At 45.2% G+C, this 23,932-nt stretch carries 21 protein-coding genes and 1 riboswitch; of the genes, 6 read left to right on the top strand and 15 right to left on the bottom strand.

Features of this window, described 5'->3' with window-relative positions; translation table 11 throughout:
• Positions 1-11: 11 nt before the first annotated feature.
• The 3 genes from H532_RS0108365 to H532_RS20610 form a co-directional block, all read right to left on the bottom strand.
• Positions 12-1,139: a sensor histidine kinase gene (locus H532_RS0108365; protein WP_027725108.1), complete on the bottom strand. Its 1,128-nt coding sequence runs from the start codon at positions 1,137-1,139 to the stop codon at positions 12-14.
• Positions 1,139-1,780 (bottom strand): response regulator transcription factor, encoded by a 642-nt coding sequence (locus H532_RS0108360; RefSeq protein ID WP_051263222.1) that lies wholly within the window; start codon positions 1,778-1,780, stop codon positions 1,139-1,141. Before H532_RS0108360 ends, H532_RS0108365 begins: the two co-directional genes overlap by 1 nt.
• A 170-nt stretch (positions 1,781-1,950) precedes the next feature.
• On the bottom strand, positions 1,951-2,100 hold the full coding sequence (locus H532_RS20610) for a hypothetical protein (protein WP_169721027.1): 150 nt from the start codon (positions 2,098-2,100) through the stop codon (positions 1,951-1,953).
• A 158-nt stretch (positions 2,101-2,258) separates the two neighbouring features.
• Between H532_RS20610 and H532_RS0108350 the strand changes: the two genes are divergently transcribed.
• Positions 2,259-3,785: a response regulator transcription factor gene (locus H532_RS0108350; protein WP_027725106.1), complete on the top strand. Its 1,527-nt coding sequence runs from the start codon at positions 2,259-2,261 to the stop codon at positions 3,783-3,785.
• Positions 3,786-3,872: 87 nt separating this feature from the next.
• Here H532_RS0108350 and H532_RS18295 read toward each other — a convergent pair whose 3' ends face one another.
• The 10 genes from H532_RS18295 to H532_RS0108295 all read right to left on the bottom strand — a co-directional run bounded on the left by H532_RS18295 (position 3,873) and on the right by H532_RS0108295 (position 14,459).
• Entirely contained in the window at positions 3,873-5,720 is a 1,848-nt protein-coding gene (locus H532_RS18295) for an AMP-dependent synthetase/ligase (RefSeq protein WP_038111877.1), read from the bottom strand.
• Between the two features lie 154 nt (positions 5,721-5,874).
• Positions 5,875-6,780, bottom strand: coding sequence for a R2-like ligand-binding oxidase (locus H532_RS0108340; RefSeq protein WP_027725105.1), 906 nt, complete (start codon positions 6,778-6,780; stop codon positions 5,875-5,877).
• 26 nt (positions 6,781-6,806) lie between these two features.
• Positions 6,807-7,952, bottom strand: coding sequence for a thiolase family protein (locus tag H532_RS0108335; protein ID WP_027725104.1), 1,146 nt, complete (start codon positions 7,950-7,952; stop codon positions 6,807-6,809).
• Between the two features lie 13 nt (positions 7,953-7,965).
• Positions 7,966-8,808 carry an SDR family NAD(P)-dependent oxidoreductase gene (locus H532_RS0108330; RefSeq protein WP_027725103.1) on the bottom strand — a complete coding sequence of 281 codons (843 nt, stop codon included), beginning with the start codon at positions 8,806-8,808 and terminating at the stop codon, positions 7,966-7,968.
• Between the two features lie 17 nt (positions 8,809-8,825).
• On the bottom strand, positions 8,826-9,623 hold the full coding sequence (locus tag H532_RS0108325; protein WP_027725102.1) for an enoyl-CoA hydratase/isomerase family protein: 798 nt from the start codon (positions 9,621-9,623) through the stop codon (positions 8,826-8,828).
• A 75-nt stretch (positions 9,624-9,698) separates the two neighbouring features.
• Positions 9,699-10,913: an acyl-CoA dehydrogenase family protein gene (locus H532_RS0108320; RefSeq protein ID WP_027725101.1), complete on the bottom strand. Its 1,215-nt coding sequence runs from the start codon at positions 10,911-10,913 to the stop codon at positions 9,699-9,701.
• Positions 10,913-12,058 (bottom strand): acyl-CoA dehydrogenase family protein, encoded by a 1,146-nt coding sequence (locus tag H532_RS0108315; RefSeq protein ID WP_027725100.1) that lies wholly within the window; start codon positions 12,056-12,058, stop codon positions 10,913-10,915. The genes H532_RS0108320 and H532_RS0108315 overlap by 1 nt, the downstream gene beginning before the upstream one ends.
• A gap of 331 nt (positions 12,059-12,389) precedes the next feature.
• Positions 12,390-12,728, bottom strand: a complete 339-nt coding sequence (locus H532_RS0108310) for an SCP2 sterol-binding domain-containing protein (protein WP_027725099.1) — start codon at positions 12,726-12,728, stop codon at positions 12,390-12,392.
• 453 nt (positions 12,729-13,181) lie between these two features.
• On the bottom strand, positions 13,182-14,045 hold the full coding sequence (locus H532_RS0108305; RefSeq protein ID WP_027725098.1) for a proline iminopeptidase-family hydrolase: 864 nt from the start codon (positions 14,043-14,045) through the stop codon (positions 13,182-13,184).
• 225 nt (positions 14,046-14,270) lie between these two features.
• The gene (locus H532_RS0108295) at positions 14,271-14,459 is read right to left on the bottom strand and encodes a hypothetical protein (RefSeq protein ID WP_027725097.1); all 189 of its coding nucleotides are present in this window, start codon (positions 14,457-14,459) and stop codon (positions 14,271-14,273) included.
• Positions 14,460-14,814: 355 nt separating this feature from the next.
• Between H532_RS0108295 and H532_RS0108290 the strand changes: the two genes are divergently transcribed.
• From H532_RS0108290 to H532_RS0108275, 4 genes are all read left to right on the top strand, one after another.
• Positions 14,815-15,321, top strand: coding sequence for a hypothetical protein (locus tag H532_RS0108290; protein ID WP_027725096.1), 507 nt, complete (start codon positions 14,815-14,817; stop codon positions 15,319-15,321).
• Between the two features lie 14 nt (positions 15,322-15,335).
• Entirely contained in the window at positions 15,336-15,995 is a 660-nt protein-coding gene (locus tag H532_RS0108285; protein ID WP_027725095.1) for a SurA N-terminal domain-containing protein, read from the top strand.
• Between the two features lie 556 nt (positions 15,996-16,551).
• Entirely contained in the window at positions 16,552-17,283 is a 732-nt protein-coding gene (locus H532_RS0108280) for a hypothetical protein (RefSeq protein ID WP_155995014.1), read from the top strand.
• Positions 17,284-17,451: 168 nt separating this feature from the next.
• A complete protein-coding gene (locus H532_RS0108275) occupies positions 17,452-17,643 on the top strand; it encodes an alpha/beta-type small acid-soluble spore protein (protein WP_027725093.1) in 192 nt (63 codons plus the stop codon).
• Between the two features lie 58 nt (positions 17,644-17,701).
• On the opposite strand, the gene H532_RS0108270 is transcribed toward H532_RS0108275, so the two are convergent.
• Positions 17,702-20,878, bottom strand: a complete 3,177-nt coding sequence (locus H532_RS0108270) for an efflux RND transporter permease subunit (protein ID WP_027725092.1) — start codon at positions 20,876-20,878, stop codon at positions 17,702-17,704.
• 517 nt (positions 20,879-21,395) lie between these two features.
• Positions 21,396-21,588, top strand: a riboswitch (Lysine riboswitch).
• Positions 21,589-21,692: 104 nt separating this feature from the next.
• Between H532_RS0108270 and H532_RS0108265 the strand changes: the two genes are divergently transcribed.
• The gene (locus tag H532_RS0108265) at positions 21,693-23,168 is read left to right on the top strand and encodes an amino acid permease (RefSeq protein ID WP_051263221.1); all 1,476 of its coding nucleotides are present in this window, start codon (positions 21,693-21,695) and stop codon (positions 23,166-23,168) included.
• A gap of 470 nt (positions 23,169-23,638) precedes the next feature.
• On the opposite strand, the gene H532_RS18290 is transcribed toward H532_RS0108265, so the two are convergent.
• A partial coding sequence (locus H532_RS18290) for a transposase (RefSeq protein ID WP_245566436.1) occupies positions 23,639-23,932 on the bottom strand: 294 nt, incomplete at its 5' end.

Below are 23,932 nucleotides of genomic sequence, written 5' to 3'. Positions count from 1 at the left end.
CATGAAGTCTTTCATATTTTTTTATGAGAAACCTCATCAAGCGGCAGCAAGGTGGTGACTGAAAAGCCATCGGACCCATCTGTAATAATTTGTCCGTTCAGCGCCGCCGTCCGCTCCTCCATCCCAATAATACCTAAGCCTCTTTTTATTTTTTCTGCCCCTTTTCCGTTATCCTTCACGACCATCTTAATAAATTTATTGAAAACGTGTATTTCAATCGACACCATCGTCGCTTCCGCATATTTTAAGACATTAGTTAGAGCCTCACTGGCATTTTCATATAAAACCTTCCACTGAAGGGGTGTGATCACATCCAAATTCCCCTTATGTGTCAACGGAACGGCGATATGATGTTTGGAAGCGAACTCGGAAGCCATTAATTTGATGCGGTTGATCCCAATTTGTTCTTTGGCCGGTTTCATATTTTTCAAAGTCACGCGGATGCGTTCAATGCCTGCTTTGGAAATCTGAATGGCATTTTGTAGGAGGCTTAACGCTTGCTCCGTTTCACCGGTTTCCATGAGCCGCTTTGAGGCTTCCATTTGAATTAAGGCGCTTGTCATGGCATGACCGATGTGGTCATGAATCTCTTGGGATATGCGGTTTCTTTCTTCAAGCCGGTAGGTATATTCCGACTGTCTGAGATATTCTTCGTTGCTGCTCAATCTGTTAACTAACCGTTGGATGTTCTTTCGCATAACATCGGTTTGCTCGCGAAGCCTATTCAGTCTTTCTGAATATAAGTCAATCACCATATAAATCATGAAACAGAGCGTTGTGGCGAGAAAATAAGCCGTGAAAACGTTCTGATGAAGATAAAACAATGGAATCATGGTTAACAATAACATCACGAGTTTTTCTTTTTTAAAAAGCCTTCCCAGTTCAAATACATTTATGGACAATAAAATAATCAGTAAAGGGTAAACGCGATATTGAGCAACCAATATAAGGAAAATGAGTGCTATGTGCAGAACGGCCCGCACTTTTGTGTTTTTAAAAATATAGATGGTAATGTTCATACTGAAATAAATCAGGATAAAAAGGACAAACCATGGCGCTTCCTTTAGCTCGGAGCCGGCATAGGAGATAATGAGATATAACACTAATACAACCTTGACCGCTGTCATCCAAATTTCCATTACGAATCGACATGTCCTTTCAAGTAATAAATGGCGATCTGCGTGCGGTGCTCGAGACTTGTTTTTCCTAAAATGGACGTAATGTAATTGGCCACCGTTCCTTCTGAAATAAACAGTTGTTTCGAAATTTCCTTATTGGATAAGCCTTTGGCTATCAGCGCCATGATGTCGAGCTCTCTTTCCGTAAATAAACTTTTATCAAATACCGGGCGATTCTCATCTTTATTGCTGCCAAGATTACCTTTTAGTTTCTCCATAACGGTATCCGGCATGATCGTATGTCCGTAGTACACACTTTTTATGGCATCACGGATGCGCTCTGGATCCGTATTTTTTAACAAATACCCTTTGGCGCCGTTTTTGATGGCATCCAGGATATATTCATCATCATCGAAAGTCGTCAAAATCAAGGGCTTGGTTTTTGTACGCTCCGTCAACAGCTTCGTTGCTTCCACCCCGTTCATGACGGGCATGCGGATATCTAGCAACGCGATATCCGGTTCATGAGTTTGACAAAACGCCACTGCCTCCTCCCCGTTCTCCACAGTGCCGACGACTTGAAAGTCTTCATATGTATTTAAAATAATCTTCATCCCTTCTCTAACGAAAGAATTATCGTCGGCAATCAATATTTTTATCATCTTCCCTCTTCCCTTCAATGGCTGCTCTTTATAGCTATTTTACATCATTGTGGAATTTTAAAAAGTTTAAGATGAAATCCGATTTTAGTTTTCTGCTGATTTCCAAATGATACTGAAAAAGCCGCCTCGGTGCTCGTCACCATCCGAGCTTCGAGAGGCGGCTAGGTTTTTTATTTTTCCTTTTTACTAATATACTCGTTTGGGACTTCGGAACCTTCCGAGCTGTGGTTTTTTAATTGGGCAAGCCGTCCGTTACGATGCTCGCCGCTTCTTCCAGTCGTTTTGAACATATTGTTAAGGTCCCTTTCTTTATTGACCATGCCTCATTCCCCTTTCAATCGTCTGTTCATTTTAGCTTCCAGCGACCGACGTGGTTTTATGCAAGATCATCATTGAGAGATGTAAAACGCACTTGAATGGCAGAAATGTTATAATAGTCATACAACATACATAAAACTTCAAAGAGAGGAGGATGCCGATGTCCTTGACCCTCAATCGCCGGGTTAAAACGATTTTGCAAAGCGGTCTCTACACCCTTCGCCAACACCAGGCCGACATCCTTGCAAAATGGAGTGATATGCCGCATTATCTCAGGGAAAATCAAAATGAAATGGCTGAAGAGCTAGAAGTCGCTGTCACCTTTTTTTCCGATTGGTTATTTTCCGAGGAAGAGGATTTAGAGAATTTTTTTAGACAATTACCCATTTTATGGGGAGAATTGCCGATTCGCTTCCGACCGAACCATACCATTTTTATTATCACGCTTCTCGAAAATGCCGTCCACGAAGCCATCGAACCGGACGGACAGGATTTTTATCGCAAACATCAAGCGATACAGTACCTTTTTACAAAAATGATAGAGGCTTTGCTTCCAGACCCTTTAAACCGACAACTTGAGATGGATACCTTTTTGGAACAGCTCGTCTCAAGCCGCCAATTGCCGATTCATTGGGTTGCTAAGGCCCGAAAAGACGAAAATGGTTTTCGCATTTATAAGATTTTCAGTAAAACCGAACCACATGCTCTCATCGAAAGCCCTGCCGAAATATGCGCTGATACTCTTTATATGCTGTCCGAATCACTTCTTAAAATCATGCCTCTTGATGAGGGACAAGGTAAGCGTATTTTACCCATTCCGTGGAAAGACGAAACGATACTCCTTTGCACCAGTGAATCAGAACCGCATATTCTGCCATTTATCACATTCGCGCTGCAGCAGTTCCATGTTGGACAAGAAATTGACCGCTTTTACAAGCAAGACCATCTATGGAAGGACGCCGTGATCCTATTCAACGAATGGATTATGCGTTCGTTAACGATCAATGAGGCCGTGGAAAATATTACATCAGGGTTCGTGAATTATTTGCCGTTCGAACGTTGCGCCTTATTCTCCTATTCCGACCGTGATATGAGCGGCTTCGGTTTATTCGGCTACCATATCAACAGCGAGGCGATTCAGAGCATTCGCGAGAACATCACAAACATTCCTTTAATTTATGATCTCATCCGGAAAGTGCCATTTATTAGCGAGAAGACCAATAAGCTACAGCCGATTCATATTTCGGATGCAAAAAAAGGACTGCCTGAAAAATATGTACGGCAATTTCAGCTTGAATCGGTTATCATTGCACCAATTTTTGCTCCTTCAGCAGGAAAATTGCTTGGTGCCGCCATTCTTGATCAAGGGCCGGGAAAATCTTTTAAAGTCAACCGAGAGACGTATATGGCCTTAATGAAATTCGGACAAAGCGCTGGGGAATTACTCGTCAAATTCGAACGCAAAGGTGAGCGCCCTCCATGGCAAAAATCGATCCCGCACTTATCGCCACGCGAAATTGAAGTGCTGAAATTGATGGCCGAAGGGGCTTCCACTTATGAAGCGGCGCGAAAGCTTTACTTAAGCGAATATACGGTGCGTGATTATATTTCTTCAATCCTGCAAAAGATGCATGCCCGTAACCGCACGGAAGCCGTGGTCAAAGCGATACGGGACCATATCATATAGTCAGCCTCATTCTCCATTTATAAGGAACACGTCATGTGTATGTTTGGTGTAAGCGCTTTTAAAAAGGAAGGGGAATCGCCCCTTCCTTTATTCGCGAAGTCCGGCGGCAGTTTCAGCTTCGGGTTTTTCGGCATTGGCATAAAGGTCATCGATTAACGCCCCGTATTTTTCCTGAATCGCATTCATGCGAATGCTGAGTTTCGGCGTTAGTTCGCCGCTTTCCACCGTCCAATCATCTTCAATAATCACAACTTTCTTTGGTTGTTCAAAGTTAGCAAAATGCCGGGTGAGCCGGGCAACTTCCCCATGCAGTAAATTCACGACTTCCGAATGGTGCAACAATGCTTTTCGGGAATCGGTCGGGATGCCCTGTTTTTCCGCCCATGGGATGAGATTTTCGTAATCCGGTTTAATCAGCACCGAAACGAATTTCCGCTTGTCGCCGACAAGCACCGAATTTTCAATGAAGCGACTTTCATTGATGGCATTTTCGATCGGAGCCGGCGCAACATTTTTCCCGGTGGACAGCACTAAGAGATGTTTTTTGCGATCAATGATTTTAAGGTAGCCCTCTTCATCGAACTCACCGATATCCCCCGTATGAAACCAACCATCAACCAGATCTTTTTCGGTGGCTTCTTTATCTTTATAGTATCCTTTCATGACATTCGGACCTTTAACGAGAATTTCACCGTCTTCGGCGATCTTTACTTCCAAGTTCGGCAAAGGCCGGCCGATCGTCCCGACTTTTGCTCTGATCATCGGATTTGTCGTTACGACCGGTGACGTTTCCGTTAACCCATAACCTTCAAGAATGGGGATATCAAGCGCCCAGAAAAAGCTGGCAATCTCCGGATTCAGCGTCCCGCCGCCAGACACCATACCGCGCAATCGGCCGCCGAGCTGGGCTTTAACCTTCTGGAACACAAGCTTATCAGCAAGCGCCCATTTCCGTTTTAAGTTTTTCGGCATCGGGTCGCGAAGCAGGAGCTCGTTAATCGGTGTTTTGAGATAGAGTTCATAACGCTTCCGCCCCACATCAACCGCCCAGTTGAAAATCTTCTTTTTAATGGAGGAGCCGCTTTCCACCTCTTCCAGCACTTTGGCATAAACTTTTTCAAACAAGCGGGGCACACTTGTCATAATGGTCGGACGGACTTCCAAAAAGTTTTCCGGGATTTTATCAATACTTTCAGCATAGGCGATTGTGCAACCACTGGATAGTGGCATGAAATGGCCGGCCATACGCTCGAACACGTGTGATAGTGGCAAATAAGAAAGAGCCACATCACTCGGAAAAAGTTCAATGACCCAAAAGTGAACCCCTTCCATATTCGACAGGAAGTTCCCATGGGTAAGCATCACGCCTTTAGGTGGTCCAGTCGTTCCCGAAGTATGAATGATCGTCGCTAGATCATCCCGTTCAATTTTCCGCCAACCATCCTCCCAGTCTCTTAACAAGGCATGTTCACCATCTTCTTCAACTTCCGAGAAGGTACGCCATTTGTCTGTTGCGACCCAGTCACTCGGCGGGTTCATGATGATGCCGTAACGAACATCGGTGTTACCGTCCGCAATCTTCCGCAACTGCTCCTCGTTTTCCACCACTGCCACTTCTACATCGGCGTTATCTAAAATAAAGTGGACTTGCTCAGCTGGCAAAGTCGGATAAATCGGCACGCTGACGGCACCAAGACTCGCTACGGCAAAATCGGTGATCGCCCACATTGGGTTGTTCTCCGATAAAATCGCCACTTTACTGTCACGTCCGATGCCAAGCTGACTGAGCCCCGACGCAAAGCGGTGAATTCTGTCCCAAAGTTGGCGATACGTCATACTGCGATAACTGCCGTCACGCTTCCACATCAGCGCTGCTTTGTCGGGATATTGATTGACCGTTAAGCTTAACATCTCGATCAAGCTTTGCGGCTTCATCCATCACACCTCCGTTTAATTATGATTGAATTTTCCGACATTTACGGTTAAAAAGAAAGGCATGTCAAAAGCATCGCAGCGTTACCCCTTGTTGGGACATACAAGGTCGTTGCTATAGAATGCCTTTTAATAGCATTTGCATTCCCAATGTTTTTTAAGAGCCTAACGCCGCTTCAAGTTCCGACAAGCTGTCATATTTTTTCACTCGATCAATTTTACTTTTGCGAATTTCGAATTGTTTGACCGCATAATCGCGCATCATATCGGGGTGAAATTCAAGAATGGTTGGTGCTGTGGCAAGTTTTTGCTGCTCTTCGGCAAGATTGATTAAGTAATTGACCACCCCAAAGGCATGTTCCCAAAGCTCATCCATATACTCATGAAATAATCGGAAACGATCGTCATGCCCGACTACCAAACGTTGAATGGTATAAATGCCAAATTGGATGTGGCGGCCCTCATCCATATTTAAATAATCAATGCCTTGCAAAATACCGGGAAATAGCCCTGCTTTTTTAAAAATTTGCCGGAATGAATAATAGCCGGATTCCGCCAAAACACCTTCAACGATCATATTGTAGACAGTTGCCGCGCGAATGATCGCTTCGGGTGAATCATCCGTATACAAACGTTCCATCGATTCCGGCAGTGCTTCGTAAAAAATGCGTTTGTAACTATCGCTATGAAAAACCGACAAATCGATGTCGAAAACACCGACGGCCTGCTGCCAGCGGCTGAACATCTCTGTATGTTTTGCTTCATCGTGCAAAAACGTTGTCAAAAACATCGTATCTTCAAGCCAACCGAGTCGTGCCATCACGTGAATCATCGGTAAAATATCCAGGGTAACCGCTTCCTCCCCGGCTGAAAACGAAGAAATGAGCGGCAAAATCGAAATGCGTTCTTCCAGATGTAGACGATTATAATCTTCCTTGTCTTGACTAAAGTCGATGTCAGCCGGATTCCAACGGCCGTTTCGCTTCGCTTTTTCGTATAATCGATACATCGGATGATCCCAATTGATTTGGCCTTTTACTGTTTGAAAGCTTTCATGAACCATCTCTTCAATGCTCCTCCCCGCACGAGTTAGTCCAGCCGTTCGATAATGGTTGCCGTCGCCATTCCAAAGCCGATGCACATCACCTGTAGCCCATAGCGACCGCCTGTATCTTCCAGTTCATGGAGAAGCGTTGTCTGAATGCGGGCACCGCTTGCCCCTAATGGATGACCCAAAGCAATGGCTCCGCCACGAGGATTCACCTTTTTCATATCGGGTTCCAGTTCCCGCTCCCAGGCTTTAACGACGCTTGCAAACGCCTCATTGATTTCAATACAATCGATTTGATCCAAACGGAGCCCTGCTTTCTTCAGCACTTTTCTTGTCGCTGGAATCACCCCTGTCAGCATGAGAATCGGGTCTTCTCCGACAACGACGCGGCTGACAATGCGGGCACGTGGTTTTAACCCAAGAGATTCGGCTTTTTCCTTAGACATCAAGAGTAACCCTGCGGCACCATCACTGATTTGGCTGGAATTACCGGCGGTCACAACCCCGCCATTTGGTTGAAAGGGAGAAGCAAGCCCTGCTAATTTCTCCATCGATGTATCCCTACGGATGCCCTCATCTTGTTCAAAGGTGACCGTAGTGTTTTCATGCGTCACTTCAATCGGGATGATTTCCCTTTTAAAATCTCCCCGATCCGTTGCCCTTGCCGCCTTTTCATGGCTCTCCAGAGAAAATTCATCAAGCTCTGTCCGTGATAAGTTCCACTTTTTTGCGATCATCTCGGCTGACAAGCCTTGGGGTATGATGTTGTATCGATCCGTCAGACTGCGGCTAAATTTGCCTAAGTCGCTACCCATGGGTACACGCGTCATGCTCTCCACGCCACAGGCGATGACAATCTCACTGTCTCCTGACAAAATTTCTTGAGCCGCGGTATGAATAGCTTGTTGGCTGGAGCCGCACATTCGGTTTAATGAGAAAGCCGGAACATCTACAGGAAAACCAGCCGCAAGCACTGCGAGGCGGCCAATATTGCCGCCTTGTTCACCTGTTTCTGTGACACAGCCCGCCACGACATCATCTATGGCGCGAGGGTCTAAACCATTTCTTTCAACAAGAGCTTTTAAAACCGGGACAAGCAAGTCCACCGGATGTGTTTCCGCAAGCATCCCCCTGCGGCGGCCGATCGCCGTCCGCACGGCATCGACAATGACGGCTTCTGTCATTCGTCTTCCCTCCTTAGAAAGTGAATAATTCAATGCCGCCCGAAACATTTAAGCCGATGCCGGTGATGTACTTGGCTTTGTCCGAACAAAGAAAGACAATGGCGTTAGCGATGTCTTCTGGCTCACCAGGGCGGCGGAAGGCTGTGCGGTTAATCATTCGCTCATTCATTTTTGGATTTGTCATTTTGAAAGCTTCGGTGGCAATAATGCCAGGCACGATGGCGTTCACATTAATGCCATGGCGCGCTCCTTCAAGCGCCATGCTTTTGGTAAAACTAAGCAGCCCTCCTTTTGTCGCGGAATAACTCGCCTGACCGAATCCGCCGAGCGTGCCCGCCACCGAGGACATATTGATGATCCGGCCCCAACCTTGCTCCTTCATATACGGCCAAACCGCCTTTGTACAGTTATATGCACCGGTGAGATTGACATTCAAGTCGCGTTCCCAGAAATCATCCCTCTGGTTTTCGATTTGCGACACATGATCAAGTGTACCGGCATTGTTTACGAGAATATCAATGGAACCGAATTCTTCTTTCACGCGGGCAAAAACTTCCTTGACTTGCTCGCGGTCTGTCACGTCCATTTTTATGGCAAAAGACCGCCGCCCCATCTCTTGAATTTCTTTCGCCGTTTTTTCGGCGTAGACGACTTTGGTGCTCTGCATGACTTGTGACAGAGGTCCATATTTTTGCGCGATTTTTCCGCTCTCTTCGTCGGATTCAATAAGAATATCCGTAATGACGACATCCGCTCCGGCTTCGGCAAGCGCCAAGGCATCCGCACGGCCAATGCCGCGCGAGGCGCCGGTGACAATGGCTACTTTTCCTTTCAAAAGCTGATCCCATGATGACATGTTTCTCTCACCCCTTATCATTTCTTACGAAGAAATTGCGGTTTTCTTTTAAGAAAAAAGGCTTGTAACCCTTCGCCGGGCTCACCGGTTTTAAACGTATCCTGAAAAGCAAGTGCCTCTATTTCTAAACCCGGTTCGATCGGGCCTTCTGCTCTATCAATCGCTCTTTTGGCGAGACCCATGGCCTTCACGGCTCCTTCAGCAAGCTGTTCGGCAAACGCCATCGCTTCCTGCTCCAAGTTTTCCGGTGGCACAGCTTTTGTAATGAGGCCAATTTCTTGTGCCTCTTGGGCTTCCAACTTTTTAGCCAAAAAGATAAGTTCTGTCGCTTTCGCTCTGCCGATGAGACGTGTCAACCGTTGCGTCCCCCCTGCTCCAGGAATCAAGCCGAGCGATACTTCGGTTAATCCGATTTTTCCTTTCCCCATCAGGCGAAAATCACAAGCAAGGGCAAACTCACATCCTCCGCCCAGTGCATAACCATTAATCGCGGCGATCACAGGCTTTGGTAACTTGGCAAAACGGTCAAAACAAGCTTGCATTCTCGCACTTTGTTTGGCAATACCGTTCTCATCACCAGCGTATTGCGCCCCGTTCATAATCATGCCTTTAAGATCCGCACCGGCTAAAAACGTCTTAGGATGGGCGGAGGTGACGACAATGACACGCACAGCATCGTCTGAGCCGAGTTCCTCTGCACAGCTTTCAAGGTCTTGCATTAATGTCTCGCTGATGGCATTCGCCGGAGGGTTGTCGATTGTAACCCAAGCAATGCCTTTTTCACGTCTTTCAATATGAAGCGTTTGGTAGGACACGTACGATCCTTCTTTCTTTATAAAAGTGATCCGCTTGGACATATCGGGGAATTGGCAGCATGATCATCCGCCGAACTAGACATGCACCCCATACGGCGCATATAGCCGACGCGCCGTCACCAAGTGTTGGATTTGGTTTGTGCCTTCAAAAATATCGAATACCTTCACGTCGCGATATAATTTCTCCACTAAATGGCCGTCCAGTCCTTCTGGGCCAAGCAGTTCCAAGCATTCGGCGCAAACCTTCAGCGCCATTTTCCCGGCTACGGCTTTACACATTGCCGCTTCTTTGGCATTGGCCTTCCCGACATCGGCGAGCCACGCCGCCTCCCATGTGAGATAGCGCGCCGCGTCAATTTCTTGTTCCATGTCGGCAAGCATCATCACCGCTTGATGATACAGTTGACCATGCTTTGGGTACTCTTGTTTGACGATCGCCTTGGTGTATTCATAGGCAGCTCTAGCAATGCCAACGGCCATGGCAGCGACGATCGGCCGCGTGCTATCAAACGTTTTCATCGCGACTTGGAACCCGGACGGACGGTTGCCCGCACTTGCATACAATTCTTCTCCGCCTAGAAGATTTTCTGCCGGGACGAAACAATCTTCAAATAAGAGCTCAGCAGTTTCATTTGCGCGCAATCCCATTTTATGGGCGAGATGTGTCGTGCGGAAGCCGGGCGTCCCTTTTTCTACGACAAATGCTCTATGGCCAGCACGTCCCAGATTGCGGTCGACGGTGGCAAAGACAACGACCCACGAAGCTCGACCGCCGTTTGTGATAAAGATTTTCTGACCGTTTAAGACATAGCCGCCATCGACTTTTTTAGCCGTTGTTCGAATGCCGGATGCATCCGACCCTGCCTCCGGTTCTGTCAGGGCATATGCGCCCCAGCGCGGTTTATCCTTTGTAAAAATGGATAGAAAACGCTGTTTTTGCTCCGGGGTTCCGCTGCTTTGTACAGGTGGACCACCTAGGCCCGGACCTGGAAGCGATAGCGCAATCGCCGGGTCCCCCCAAGCCATTTCCTCAGAAGCGATCACGGCCAAACGGTTGCCTTCCCTTTCCTTTTTCTTGGCACTTTTTTCGGTATCACCGGAGCGCGCACTTCCGACGAAAGAGGAAGTATTTAACTGAATGCCCATCCGATTGACTTTTTCCAGCCATTCATCGGGCACTTTCTCTTGCCTGTCGGCTTCCAAGGAGATCGGGCGCATTTCATTTTCGGCAAACCAATGGACGAGTTCCTTTATTTGCTTTTGTTGAGGAGACATCTCATAAGAAATCATCAGCGAATCTCCTCCTTTGCCGTTTCTAAAATTTTTTCTCCGCGCCTCATTAAAAGGTCTTTTTCACGGCCATAAAGGACGGTTTGTGCTTGGGCATCACGCATCCATTTTTCTGCAGGATATTCTTGCACATATCCATGGCCGCCGAGGAGTTGTACGGCTGAATCCGTCACAAAACGCATGGCTTTATGGGCTCTGTATAAGGCACTGAGGCTTGTACCTAACGAATCGCTTGGCTCTTCTTCCACTTTTAACGCCGCCCGCCAAACCAAGTGGCGACATGCGGCCGTCTCAAAAGCCATATCAGCGACGGTAAACGATACCCCTTGAAACTTGGCGATTTCTTGGCCAAACGCTTTGCGACCGGCTGTATATTCCACAACATAATTCAATGCCGCTTCCATGAGCCCGACTTCCTTAGCCGCCTGCAAAACCCGGATGCGGTTTTCAACTTTTTTCATCAGCTCTAAAGCGGCCTGACCCCTCGCAATGACTTCTTCAGCACCGACATGGTATTCATTAAAGGAGAGTCGGCCTAGTCCAGCTGCTAACAGGCCAAGGCGAAAATCACCTTCCTTCACCTGCCAGCCACCATGATTCAGCCATAATACGGCCGCTTCCCCTTGGTCATCCACGGCTGCGATCGCCGCGGATTCCGCTGTACGAGCTTGTATGACGGGCGGTGAAGTCCCGTTGAGCACGTAACCGCTGCCAGAGGGGGTTAGGGTTAAGTCGGACTTGTACAACCGTTCCCGATTAAGGACATCAATAAAGGCAACTGGCGGCCAGCTGTCTCTTCCCATGCCTAGGTCTTTATACGCCTGCAAGGGAGGGGCATCTGGATCAAGCCGTATAAGAGATGCGGCATCACCTGCGCCTGGTATCCCTTGGACGACCGCCAGATCACCATAGCTAAGCGCTTGCCATATTTGTACTTGAGAAATTAAAGGCAGTTCCAACCCCGCCCAGCTTTCCGGAAGTTCGAGCGTGCTAAATCCAAGTTCGACGGCTTTTTGTGCGATATCGCTAATAACTGTTCGTTCTTTTTCACAAAGCCTCGCATTCGGGCGAATGTGTTTGATGGCAAAATCAAGCGCCATCTCCGCAAACGATTGTTCTTCATCAGTGGGCTGAAATGAAATCATGACGTTCCTCCTCACAATCTAAGCCGGCTACTCCCTCGGACCGAATGCCACGACAGCTTTATGCCATCGCTGGGGGCGAGATTCGCCGTTACCCGCCATGTTAAAGCAATAGGGGAGAAAATTAGCCGCTCGCCTCATCACTCCCGTATGCACACCAGATTGGACATCAAGCAGCCCACCCGTCCAGACACACATAAAGGTACCGACTGCTGGACCCGATATGAGACGAGCCCGAGAGATAATCCGACTTAGTTGAACGCAAAATGGTACGACAACGAGAGATGAACCAGCTTGATTGAACGCAAAAGTGGCTCTGATCGAGAGCGATTTATCAGGACGCGTAATAGGCCGATAAAACGTCTTGCAGCTTTAAGGCAAGCCCCATATCCCCTTCAATGCGGAGTTTCCCGCTTAAGAAAGCCTGTGTTCCGTTCATCTCACCCTGAGCGAGTTTTTTAAAATCCTCCGAATCCATGGAAAGCGTGCAATCCGGTTTTTCTTTTTCCCCAGCTTCCGCATAGCTACCATCTGGACGAAGTACGACTTGATAAGTCCCTCCCTCATCCCCGCTTAAATTGAACTGATAAACCGCATTTAAGCCTTGGGAACGGCTCGGATCTTCTTTAAGTGCGGTATTGATCATTTGAAACACTTCATCCAAAGTTGGCATGACGTTTCCTCCTCAAAAAATTTGTTTGGGCGCACCGTTTTAAAGCGGCGGTGCTTTCAGTAATGATTATATAATTCGAATAATCCGACACCAATTCCGATAATTGTCGTGATATACACATCTCGAAAACGAAACCATCCCTATTTTTATAGAAAATACCCTCCGCAACCCTCCCAAAAGAATTCCTTAACGGCGTGGTGACATCAAACACTTGAAGAGGATCAACCTTTTGGATGGCCCGTTAAAAGGGATTTTGATCCCATTTCTCTGTCAAATCAAAATGAAAATGGGACGCAAGCGAAAATGGCGTCCCATTCATACTCCTAAAATATGCTCAACAGGATGCAAAGCTTGGAAAATGGCGTCTCGCAATCCCGTATGTACCTTTTATCAATTAAAAGCCTTCACATTCTACTAGAATCCAAACGGACAAACACCACCACGAAGATGGGATTATGCCTCGACTTCCCTTAAAAATTCGCGAACGACACGAACATATTCATCCGGCTCTTCTAAGTAACCGACATGGGCGCTGTTTTCAAATACATGGAATTTGGCGCCAGGGATCAGCTTGCTATAGGCTTCGGTTGTGGCTGGAGTGGCTTCATCATAACGGCCACAAACAAAGAGGGCTGGCAACTTGATTTCAGAAAGGCGAGATGTCACATCAAAATCTTTTAAATTTCCGGTTGCGTAAAATTCCGACGGTCCCCACATCGTCAGGTAGACTTCTTTATTGGACTGAGCATTTTCGGTGTCCAGCCATTCCGGTTTTTTCTCCATCCGGTTGACAAAACGCTTGTTAAATTCCTTGACGGCTGCTTCATATTCCTCTGAATCCGTTGTGCCGGCGGCTTCGTGCTTCGCCAAAATATCCTGAACATCCTGCGGAAGCGCCTTACGGTGAGCGATTTGGTCACACATCCATTGCGGCGCACTCAAACAAGGGCCAGAAAAAATGACGCTGCGAATGCCCTTGGGCTGAGTCAATAAATACGAGGCAGCAAGCATCGTGCCCCACGAATGCCCCAAAATATGTAGCGACCTAAGGCCAAGCGCCTCCCGGATTTGACCGAGCTCATCCACAAATCTTTCCAGCTTCCACAAAGATTTATCCGTGGGCTTGTCCGATTTTCCCGAACCCAACTGGTCATAAAAGATAACCGGGCGTTCATCTCCCAAAGCTTCAAGGGCGCGCATTGACACATGCGTGCCGCCGGGGCCGCCATGAAGTAAAATAATCGGTGGCTTTGCCCCGTCGCCAACTTTCTTATAAAAAACCTTTCCGCCTGTAACCTTGATGTAGCCTTCCTCCATTTAAATGCTCCTCTCCACCTGAAGATATGAAAAATTTAGCCTCAGAAACGATTAAGCCATTTCCTGAAAATCAGGGAATGGGAAGAACTCCGTTTCCTAAAAAAAAGGATACGGATGAACCGAACCTGGTTACACCGTACCCGGAAAATCAGGATAATATTTATTATAAAAAAGATAATATCACGAAAAAAGACTAAAAAGCGATCGACTTCTTTCTTGGCTATGTCAGTTTAATATATTTAATATAATTATTAACAAAAAGGATATAGAAAAAAATGCTATCACGATATACCCGAAAACTCTAATAGGCTTAGGCAAGCTTTTTAGCTTAACTTTTGCAGGACTAATTGGAAATCCTTCAATTTTTTCCAAGTGCTCAATCACATCGTTAAACGGTTTGGGCTCTTTGTCCAAATTAAAGCCTCCTTTAAATTTCTAGTCGAAAATTAACTTCATAAAGACTTTCGTCTCTCCCATATGACTAACTTATTTTTTTCATGAATCATCTACTCAGTCGCCATCTTCGTTTAGTAGCATGTAATAACATTTATGTTTAATAATAATTTTAATTATTCTGTTGTTATTATTCAAACCAATATACAAAATATAGGTCTAAAGATCTGCCTATTAAACTTTATGGGTGGGTATAATTTCCTATTTTTGTAGAGAATGAAAATTTTGTATTGATAATATTCAATTTATTGGTATACTTTACCTTAAACTAAGGTATTTGCCAAAATTTACTTTCACTAAAAAAGGAGTTGATAATGTGTTAAAAAAATTTTTTCCAATTTCTTTTGCAATCCTACTATTATTAGAATTGTTATTTGCACCAAATATTTCCCATGCCAAAACACATACTAACATCTCTCATGACTATGAAGCATATATTGTTAAAGATTCCGACTGGATTACGTGGCCAGTTGGTATCGACCTATATATGTATATAACAGTTAGGCAGGCTGATAAAGTAATAACAAGAGAAGAACTGTATACAGTCAATAAAACAGGTTGCGAATACCCATTTTCGTTTAGCTTAAACACATATACTATAAAATATTATAAAAATGGGGCATATTTATCAACACACCGACCATCTACACCGGTTACTTATATTACTAGTTCATGTTATGTAGATGATTATAAAGCAAATAATCCATATTCAGATCTATCGGCTAAGTACACTTATAAAGCCATTGGTTCATCTGTTTACACCAGTGCAGATACAATACCAAGTTACATCTTAGTTGATACAACAGAAGCTGTAGTTGATTGAAAGGAGGGAAAAATGTGAAAAAGTCATTTTTGTTTGTATTGATCTTTGCTGTAATTATTGTGTTTGGATTTACTGCTTATAACAAACTCAATCCAGTAAATAAGGCAGACGCAGAATCAATTAAGCAGGTAGCATTAAAGGACTTTAAGGAGAAAACCCAAAAAATTAACAATAAAAAAGCAACTTATATAATTGAAATAAATGGAACCAAATATACAAATAAAGAATTTGAAAAGTTTAAAGCTAGAAGAGACTTAGCTCAAATTGAGGACAATAAACCAGCATTGAGTGAAAAACAAGCAAAACATGAGTTTATTAAGAGAAAGGCTTTATTAGACGAAGCTAAAAAAAATAAGCTTTATACAACCAAAGAAGAAGCATCAGAATACGCTAATCACGTTAGGGAAATTTTAGAGAATTCAACTAAGCCTAGTGACCAACAAGTAAGAGAAGAAATTAAGAATTTTAGGGAAGCACTTGGGCTAACTGAAGATCAATATTGGAATGATTATGCTATTCCGATGTATCAAGAAGACCTTACAATAGTAAAACTAAAAAAGTCGTTCTTCAATAGTATGAAATGGAAACACCAACCTTATAACACAGTTTTAAAAGAATGGGAGAATTATACAGAAAAAAAAGCCACAACTGCATCTGTCAAAGAATTACAATAGAAAATATAAAGAAGGGGCTTGGACATAAACCAATTCCTCAAAAAATTTAGTCCCCACTTATATAAATAAAGTTACATTAAAACCAATAACCCTGTACCACTTAGAGTGATAAGGGGTTATTTTTTTGGGATTCGAGCAACCTCATTACCCCTTTTGTACCAACCACTTTTAGGTGGATTAAAAAACAAATTTTTATTATCCCCTTACTTTGTCCGTTATTGATGTCTGATTCAAGATACACATAAATGGAGTAAGTTCAAACAGATGACCAGGCCATACATCGGCAAGCTGTTTCCGAACATCGTTACTTGTTCTTCGTTAAACTTGCTAGAGTTGTGCTTATGCTGACTATAAAAATAATAAATGTTCTTACCAGTATAAAGAAAAATACCTATTTTAAGGATAACCGTGGTAAAATAAAGCAAATAGATAAAAGGGGGGCGGCTGGATGGAGCCGATGACGCTCAGGGAACTTCTCGGGGAAACGTTTAAATTTATTAAAAAGCATTTTGTGGCACTCACACTCATCACTTTTGCATTGGCAGGCCCATATTATTTGTTTGATTTAATCGGAAGTGCGTTCGCAACTCAATCAGATCTTACTAAAACTATTATTACGTCATTCACCGATTACTTCACTGGAAAAACAGGAAAATTATCGTTTGAATTCCATTGGAGTCTTCAACAATGCTTATTTTTTTTCTTGAGTAGCTTATGCTATATCTTTTTAACACCCATGGCTTCCGCCTCAATCGTCGCATTACTCAAGAAGGATGAAGAAAACCAAACGGTCACAGCTCAAAGCGCGATGACCTTTGCATTTTCCCGCTACTGGCCTTTGATTGGAAGCAATGTCGTTTATGCCTTTATTTTTTATGGTCTGTTAGTACTCGCAGGATTACTCATTTTTTGGGTGAGTCTCGCTGTTGGACCCATCACTTTCATTTTATTTTTGGTGGTTGCGGCTTTTCTAATCTTCCTTGATACCCGTTGGAGTTTTTTTGCTCCAGCTGTCCTTTTTGGTGAGGCGGTGCCAGGTTTGAAAAAGAGCTGGCAGCTAACGAAAGATCATTTTTGGCGGTTATTTCTGTGGTTTATTGTTTTAAACATCATTGCTACTATCATTGAAAGCATTCTGAATATCCTGTTTGGATTGTTGTTCGAAGCCGAATTAGTCCGCGAGGCACTCAAGGATATTATTGCGCTTTTCGTGCACTTTATCCCAAACGTAAGCATAGCTTTTATGTACTTTGATCTCCTCGCCCGAAACGGTGAGGCGGTAAATTAGAGGAAATGGGGCTCTGCCAAGCCTTTTGGGCGAAAAAAGAATTTGAATTGTTCATATCCTAGCTTGAAAAGTAATAGTCTTTCTTATCTAGTATAAAAAAGCGGGTATCTTCAGAATTTATTACTGAACAACATTTTGTTGTTCAAAACCCACAAGGAGTGATCCCGTATGGCCAATAACAACAAATTGTTAGTGCCGGGGGCTGAAGATGCCCTGGATCAAATGAAAAACGAGATTGCCAATGAATTCGGCGTGGACCTCGGGGCGGATACCACGGCACGGGCGAACGGATCAGTGGGTGGCGAGATGGTCAAACGAATGATCAAATTCGCCGAAGAAAACCTGCGCAGGGAAAAATAAGAAGAAGAGGCCGGCATGTCTGGCCTCTTTCATTTGATTTAAAACACCAAATCATACTTTATTCATCTGCTGCTGGATGTTTCCGGCGGAACTTCATTAAAAATTCGTAGACAATCGGCACGATCAGCAAAGTCAAAAGGGTCGAGCTGGCCAAACCGCCTATGACGGTAACGCCGAGACCTTTCGAGATGAGGCCACTGCCCTCCATACCGAACGCAAGCGGTAATAAAGCACCGATCGTGGCAATTGCCGTCATTAAAATCGGCCGCAACCTGGTGCCAGCCGCTTCCAACAACGCTTCGCGAGTGGAGAGACCTTCTTCTTGTTTTCGCGTTGTCCGGTCAATGAGGACGATGGCGTTAGCCACGACAATACCAATTAACATAAGCGCGCCGATCATCGCGGAGATGCTTATCGTTTCTCCTGTTAAATATAGCGCCAAGAAACCGCCGATGACCGTAAACGGCAATGAAAAGAGAATCGCAAACGGCGCAAGACCATTACCAAATGTCACGACAAGCACGAAATAGACAATGGCAATCGCCGCAAGCATCGCAAGCCCTAACTGCGAAAACGACTCGTTGATTTGCTGGGTGACGCCGCCAAACTCGACCGACACGCCGTCAGGCAAATCCATTTTATCGATTTTTTTCTGCAAATCCGCCGACATTTTTCCGACATCATTCGTTTTCACTTTCGCCTGAACGGAAGTATAGAGTTTCCCATCGCGGCGTGTAATCGTCTCTTGTGCCTTGCCGTTCTTCACATCACTAATATCGGACAGCTTGACGTTTCCTCCAAGTGGTGTTGGAATCTCAGTATCCAACAAGTCATTGACATCCGTATACGTTCCTTTTTTCGCTTGGACATAAACGTTGACGTCTTTCCCGTCTACTTTGAGCGTCGTCAAGGCGTTTTGCTCCCCGACGGAACTGAGGGAAGCCCCGACTTGGCCGGCGGTTAACCCATACTGACTCAACTTTTCTTGATCTAGCACTAGTGTATATTGATCATATGCGCGTGCCAGGCCGGAATCAATATCGGTGAGGTTTTTCTCTTTTTCCATCTCATGGGTCACTTGTTTAACGGCGTCCTTTATGTCCTTTTCATCATTGCCGTAAACGTAGAGCTCTAAATTGTTGCTGCCTGTGGGGGACATATCGAGCGTGCCCCACTCGCCTTTTTCCGTCTTTCGGTTAAGTTCTTTGATGACACGCTCCGATTCTTGATCGAAATTCGGCGTGTCTTTATCGTATTCCACAAAGAATAGCGCTTGGTTGGATGCGCCTGGGTTCACCGGGTTTTCCCCACCAAGGGAGTACTGAACGGTGTGCACACCTTTCCGGTTTAAGAAAAAGTCTTCGGCCATTGCCGCCGTCTTTTCCGCATCTTGCTTGGATTCACCGACGGCCGGGTTGAAGGTGGCGATCACCATTTTTTGCTCATCTGAGGGCAGGAAGCTGACCCCGATTAAAGGTACTAGGAACAGGCTCCCGACTAACAGCAAGATCGCAAGCCCAAAGGTGAGCAATTTATGATTGAGCGACCAGTTCAACACTTTTTTATAAGAGCGGGCCAGGCGCCACGGTTCGCCTTCAGATCCTGTCTTTTTAACGGCCTTTCTTTTAAAAAGCGTATGAGTAAGCATCGGTACGACCGTAATGGCGATCAATAATGAAGCTGCTAATGCAAAAACAATCGTCAAAGCAAAGGGTAAAAACAGCTCGCCAACGGTCCCTTGCACAAACCCAAGCGGGAGGAATACGGCCACTGTCACGACGGTGGATGACAGGATCGGCAAAAACATTTCTCTCGTCGCCTCGCGAATCAATGCCTTGCCTTTCAATTTTTCACCGGATTGTGACATGCGCCGATAGACGTTTTCAATAACGACAATGGAATCATCGACGACCCGCCCGATGGCAACCGTCATCGCACCTAATGTCATGATGTTTAACGTAATCCCCATTTGATTTAAAAGGAGGAGTGCGATAAATATGGATAAAGGAATCGAGACAACAGAAATCAAGGTCGTCCGAATATTTCTCAAGAAAAGGAGAATGATCAGGGCCGCAAAAATCGCTCCAAACATCGCTTTGTTTAACATCGTATCTACCGATTCTTTAATCGGCTGCCCTTGGTCAAAGGTGGTCACGATATTGAGGTCCTTGTCTTCGGCTTGGATCTTTTTCAATTTCTCTTTCACTTGGTTGACGACATCCACCGTATTGGCGTCTTGGGCTTTGACGACCTGAAATCCGATGGCATCTTTTCCGTTCGTTCGGGAAATGGATTCCGCCTTGGACACGAGTTTTACTGTCGCGATGTCACTCAACTTAACCGTTGGAATCCCGTTGAATGCAGGGGTTTGACCAGCGAGCTGCGATGCATTTTGTGCTTGCCCCAGCATCGCTCCATTCGTTTGCGGTCCACCTTTTGTCATATGGCTATTTCCATCAGTGCCGGTTTTCGCCACGTCAGGTTGCTTCCCCACCGAGACCGGAATGCGCAAGTTTTTCAAATCATTAATGGTTGTAACGTCCCCGTCAATCACAACGGTCTTTTCAGTCTGACCAAATTGCTTCAATCCCAAAGGCACTTTAACCGCTGAACCTTGTATGATGCCTTTAATGGTATCTTCGCTGAGGCCGTATTGCGCCAGTTTTTGTTTATTAAAATTAATATCGACTTCCTGTATCTCTTGCCCGGAAATTTGCACGGAAGAGACACCGTCAATGGCTTCAATCGCCGGCAGAATGTCATTTTCGACCCGATCGGTCAAATCAGCGAGGGATTGATGTTTACTGGAGATGCTGAAAGCCATGACCGGAAACGCATTAAAGTCTTGTTTAGCAACTTTCGGGTCGCCGACTCCGTCCGGAAGATTGATTTGCCCCAAGGCTTCCTTAATTTCCGTCTCCGCTTGATCTAAATCCTTTTTATAGCTGTATTCTATTTGAATGACCGACGCACTATCCCGAGAGGTCGAGCTGACCACCTTTACTCCCGGCAGGCTTCGGACATGCTGGGAAATCGGCTTGGTCACTTTTTCATCGACTTCATCCGGCGAAGCCCCGGGATACGTCGTCACGACAGATAAAACCGGAATATTGATATTCGGGATGGTTTCGAGTTTCATCTTCATACCCGAATAAAGACCAGCCGCCACAACGATCACGATCAAAATCCATACCGCTAATTTATTTTTCATACAAAAATTAATGATTCCTCGCATGCTGTCACTCCTTGATACTGATTAAAACTATTTCTGCCCGACTGACCGGCCAGTCATGATAATAAGAATATAGCGCTAAACCGTGGCAAATTCAAACCGAAACGAACGCCTTATGCCCTTCCCACCCCGAGATGTGTCGGAAATGTGAAGACCGAATGGACAGGCAGTGAATTTTCAACAAGACTTACGGTTCAAGTACATTAAAGGTTTCATGGAGGATGGGGCCGTTGAACTGTACGCCTGCACCAAACCAAGAGAGAGAAGTGTTTTTTGAGATTAACCACAACCAGACAAAAACGGACTTCAATACCCAACCGGATAATTAAGTTTTAATAGAAATGAATACTATTGACGCGAAAACCACATTTTCTCGGTAAAAATCACTTGCCTACAACTTCTATATCTAGGAAAATGGAGAGCAACCGCCACTTTCTTCATGGTTTTCACTTGACTAATAGAGATAGAACAACTAGAATAGCTAACTGATAAAACTTCATAGTTAAATCCTCATCAAAATCGGTGAGGTAGAGGTCGCGGCTTTTATGAGTAAAGTCAACCGAGATGCAGAAAACATCGCTTGAGGTTGGCTGGAAAGGAAAAGTCGCCGAAGTCCACTCATTTTTTCTGGATGGGTGGGCTGGGGCTGTCTCCGAACAGGAACAGAACTGTCACGTTTAGGACCCAACTAAACGTGTTGCGCTATCTTTCGAAGGGTATGATGCGGGATTTTTTAATTTAACCGTTGACTACTGTTCAACGGTTTTTTTAATTAATGCCGTCTCCTTCAGAAAAACTTAAAAAGGAGATTTTATTTATGTTTTCATCTAATGCACACGAAAAATTCATACAGCCATCCGCTTCTATAGAAACACCACAGTTAAAGCGGAAGTTAAAATCACGCCATTTAACGATGATTTCCCTCGGCGGCTCCATTGGCACGGGTTTATTTCTGGCAAGCGGCGGTGCCATTCATACCGCGGGACCCGGCGGAGCTCTCTTGTCGTATGTCCTCATCGGAATCATGGTTTATTTCTTAATGACAAGCCTTGCGGAAATGGCCGCCTACATGCCGGTTTCCGGGACATTCAGTACGTATGCTACAAAATTTGTTGACCCGGCACTCGGGTTTGCTCTTGGGTGGAACTATTGGTATAACTGGGCGATTACGATTGCGGCAGAACTCGCTGCCGTGACAATGATCATGAAGTTTTGGTTTCCACATACCCCCTCCATTATTTGGAGCGCCATCAGCCTTGTCATCATGTTTCTATTGAACTATTTATCCGTCAAAGGCTTCGGTGAGGCTGAATACTGGTTTTCTTTCATTAAAGTGGCTACCGTTATCGTTTTTATTATTGTTGGCTTATTAATGATTGTGGGGATTTTAGGTGGCCAGGTGATTGGTCTTAAAAACTTCACGATCAGTGATGCCCCATTCCACGGTGGGTTTTTCACGATGCTTGGTGTGTTTATGGCGGCAGGCTTTTCGTTCCAAGGAACCGAACTCCTTGGGGTGGCGGCTGGTGAGACCGACAATCCTGGGAAAAACATTCCTCGGGCGATGCGGTCTATTTTTTGGCGAATTTTGTTATTCTACGTGCTCGCCATCCTTATCATCAGCTTAATTATTCCTTTTACAAATGACAATCTGGCAGCAGGTGATGTCACGCTTAGTCCGTTCACTTTGGTCTTTAAAAAGGCCGGGATTGCCTTTGCGGCATCAGTCATGAACGCGATTATCTTGACCGCTGTGCTTTCCGCCGGAAACTCTGGCATGTATGCCTCAACCCGCATGCTTTGGGATTTGGCTCGGGAAGGAAAAGCGCCAAAGTTTCTTGCCAAATTGGATCCGCGCGGGGTTCCGGTGAATGCTTTGATTGTCACAACGCTTGTCGGCACTTTAGCCTTTTTAGCTTCTTTCTTCGGCGACGGGGTTGTATATACATGGCTGCTCAATGCTTCCGGCATGTCCGGCTTTATCGCTTGGCTCGGCATTGCCATCTGCCATTACCGCTTCCGCCGCGCCTATGTGAAACAAGGCAAAGATTTGCGTGCCCTACCTTATCGATCCAAATTTTATCCGTTCGGTCCGATCTTCGCCTTCGTCCTTTGTGCCATCGTTATTCTGGGACAAAATTATCCGGCTTTTATCGGCGGGCATATTGACTGGCAAGGCGTGCTCGTCTCCTACATCGGTTTGCCGCTTTTCATCATCTTATGGCTCGGTTATAAATGGACAAAGAAAACAAAAGTGATCCCGCTTGAAAAATGTGATTTGGAAGTAAAATAAATAGCACGATGAATACTTCAAAAATAATGGTCTTACGAAAAAGGTCCGGGACGTCTATAAAAACGACCCGAACCTTTTTACTTATGCTTTCTAATTACATTCCATGCTTCTATACGAAACCTGAAACTAAAATTCCTATACCGAAAACTGAGAGAGTACCGAAACCCGTAAAAAACAACGGTATGTTTTTCTTTGGGAAACTATTAGGACATATGCATGTGGCGACGGAGTATCTTGAGAGGGTAAGACAGGATATGGGGATGCTTCCGGTGTCATTGGGCGCACCGGAGAGCCCCACTCCTGCTTGCCATGGTGGCTTAAGATAATGTGCTTCAGGTGAAGGATATTTTCTGGAGGTTTAGGAAGTATACCGATAAAAATAAAAAAGTTAAGGTAACCTGCTATATATCTCCCACACCATTAGGTAAGCCGGCAGCTAATTAGGGACTACTGAACAACCTACATTTTGATCAAAAGCTTACCACTCGCAGTTTGTGACATGAAAATACCTGACGAATGATCAAGTGAAAAAAGGAAAAAAAAGTATCCCGAAGGATCTTTTCAAGGTTCATAACCAGAAACTGCAGGGCAATGACGGTTTCACTTGTCTGTCGAAGGCGTGCTCGAATAAGACCAAGCCCATATGTACGCTTGCCCTCGCCAAATTTGCCTTCGACGGCGTTCCGATCCAAGGCGTCCTGGTATTCTATTCGTTTTTGGGCGCTGTCTTCCTCACTGTCTTTTAAAGGCCGGCCCAGTTTCGG

This window comes from Tuberibacillus calidus DSM 17572 (genome assembly GCF_000430685.1).
GTDB lineage: Bacteria > Bacillota > Bacilli > Bacillales > Sporolactobacillaceae > Tuberibacillus > Tuberibacillus calidus.
The sequence above is the reverse complement of the archived record's forward strand: the minus strand, read 5'-3'. Positions and strand labels throughout refer to the sequence as shown.

Bases quoted from the DNA above. Each gene is read 5' to 3' on its own strand.
- H532_RS0108350 (WP_027725106.1), top strand. From the start codon at position 2,259: ATGTCCTTGACCCTCAATCGCCGGGTTAAAACGATTTTGCAAAGCGGT.
- H532_RS0108335 (WP_027725104.1), bottom strand. From the start codon at position 7,952: ATGACAGAAGCCGTCATTGTCGATGCCGTGCGGACGGCGATCGGCCGC.
- H532_RS0108265 (WP_051263221.1), top strand. From the start codon at position 21,693: ATGTTTTCATCTAATGCACACGAAAAATTCATACAGCCATCCGCTTCT.
- H532_RS0108365 (WP_027725108.1), bottom strand. From the start codon at position 1,139: ATGGAAATTTGGATGACAGCGGTCAAGGTTGTATTAGTGTTATATCTC.
- H532_RS20610 (WP_169721027.1), bottom strand. From the start codon at position 2,100: ATGGTCAATAAAGAAAGGGACCTTAACAATATGTTCAAAACGACTGGA.
- H532_RS0108315 (WP_027725100.1), bottom strand. From the start codon at position 12,058: ATGATTTCATTTCAGCCCACTGATGAAGAACAATCGTTTGCGGAGATG.
- H532_RS0108330 (WP_027725103.1), bottom strand. From the start codon at position 8,808: ATGTCATCATGGGATCAGCTTTTGAAAGGAAAAGTAGCCATTGTCACC.
- H532_RS0108320 (WP_027725101.1), bottom strand. From the start codon at position 10,913: ATGATTTCTTATGAGATGTCTCCTCAACAAAAGCAAATAAAGGAACTC.
- H532_RS0108275 (WP_027725093.1), top strand. From the start codon at position 17,452: ATGGCCAATAACAACAAATTGTTAGTGCCGGGGGCTGAAGATGCCCTG.
- H532_RS0108310 (WP_027725099.1), bottom strand. From the start codon at position 12,728: ATGCCAACTTTGGATGAAGTGTTTCAAATGATCAATACCGCACTTAAA.
- H532_RS0108305 (WP_027725098.1), bottom strand. From the start codon at position 14,045: ATGGAGGAAGGCTACATCAAGGTTACAGGCGGAAAGGTTTTTTATAAG.
- H532_RS0108340 (WP_027725105.1), bottom strand. From the start codon at position 6,780: ATGGTTCATGAAAGCTTTCAAACAGTAAAAGGCCAAATCAATTGGGAT.
- H532_RS0108270 (WP_027725092.1), bottom strand. From the start codon at position 20,878: ATGCGAGGAATCATTAATTTTTGTATGAAAAATAAATTAGCGGTATGG.
- H532_RS18295 (WP_038111877.1), bottom strand. From the start codon at position 5,720: ATGAAGCCGCAAAGCTTGATCGAGATGTTAAGCTTAACGGTCAATCAA.
- H532_RS0108360 (WP_051263222.1), bottom strand. From the start codon at position 1,780: ATGATAAAAATATTGATTGCCGACGATAATTCTTTCGTTAGAGAAGGG.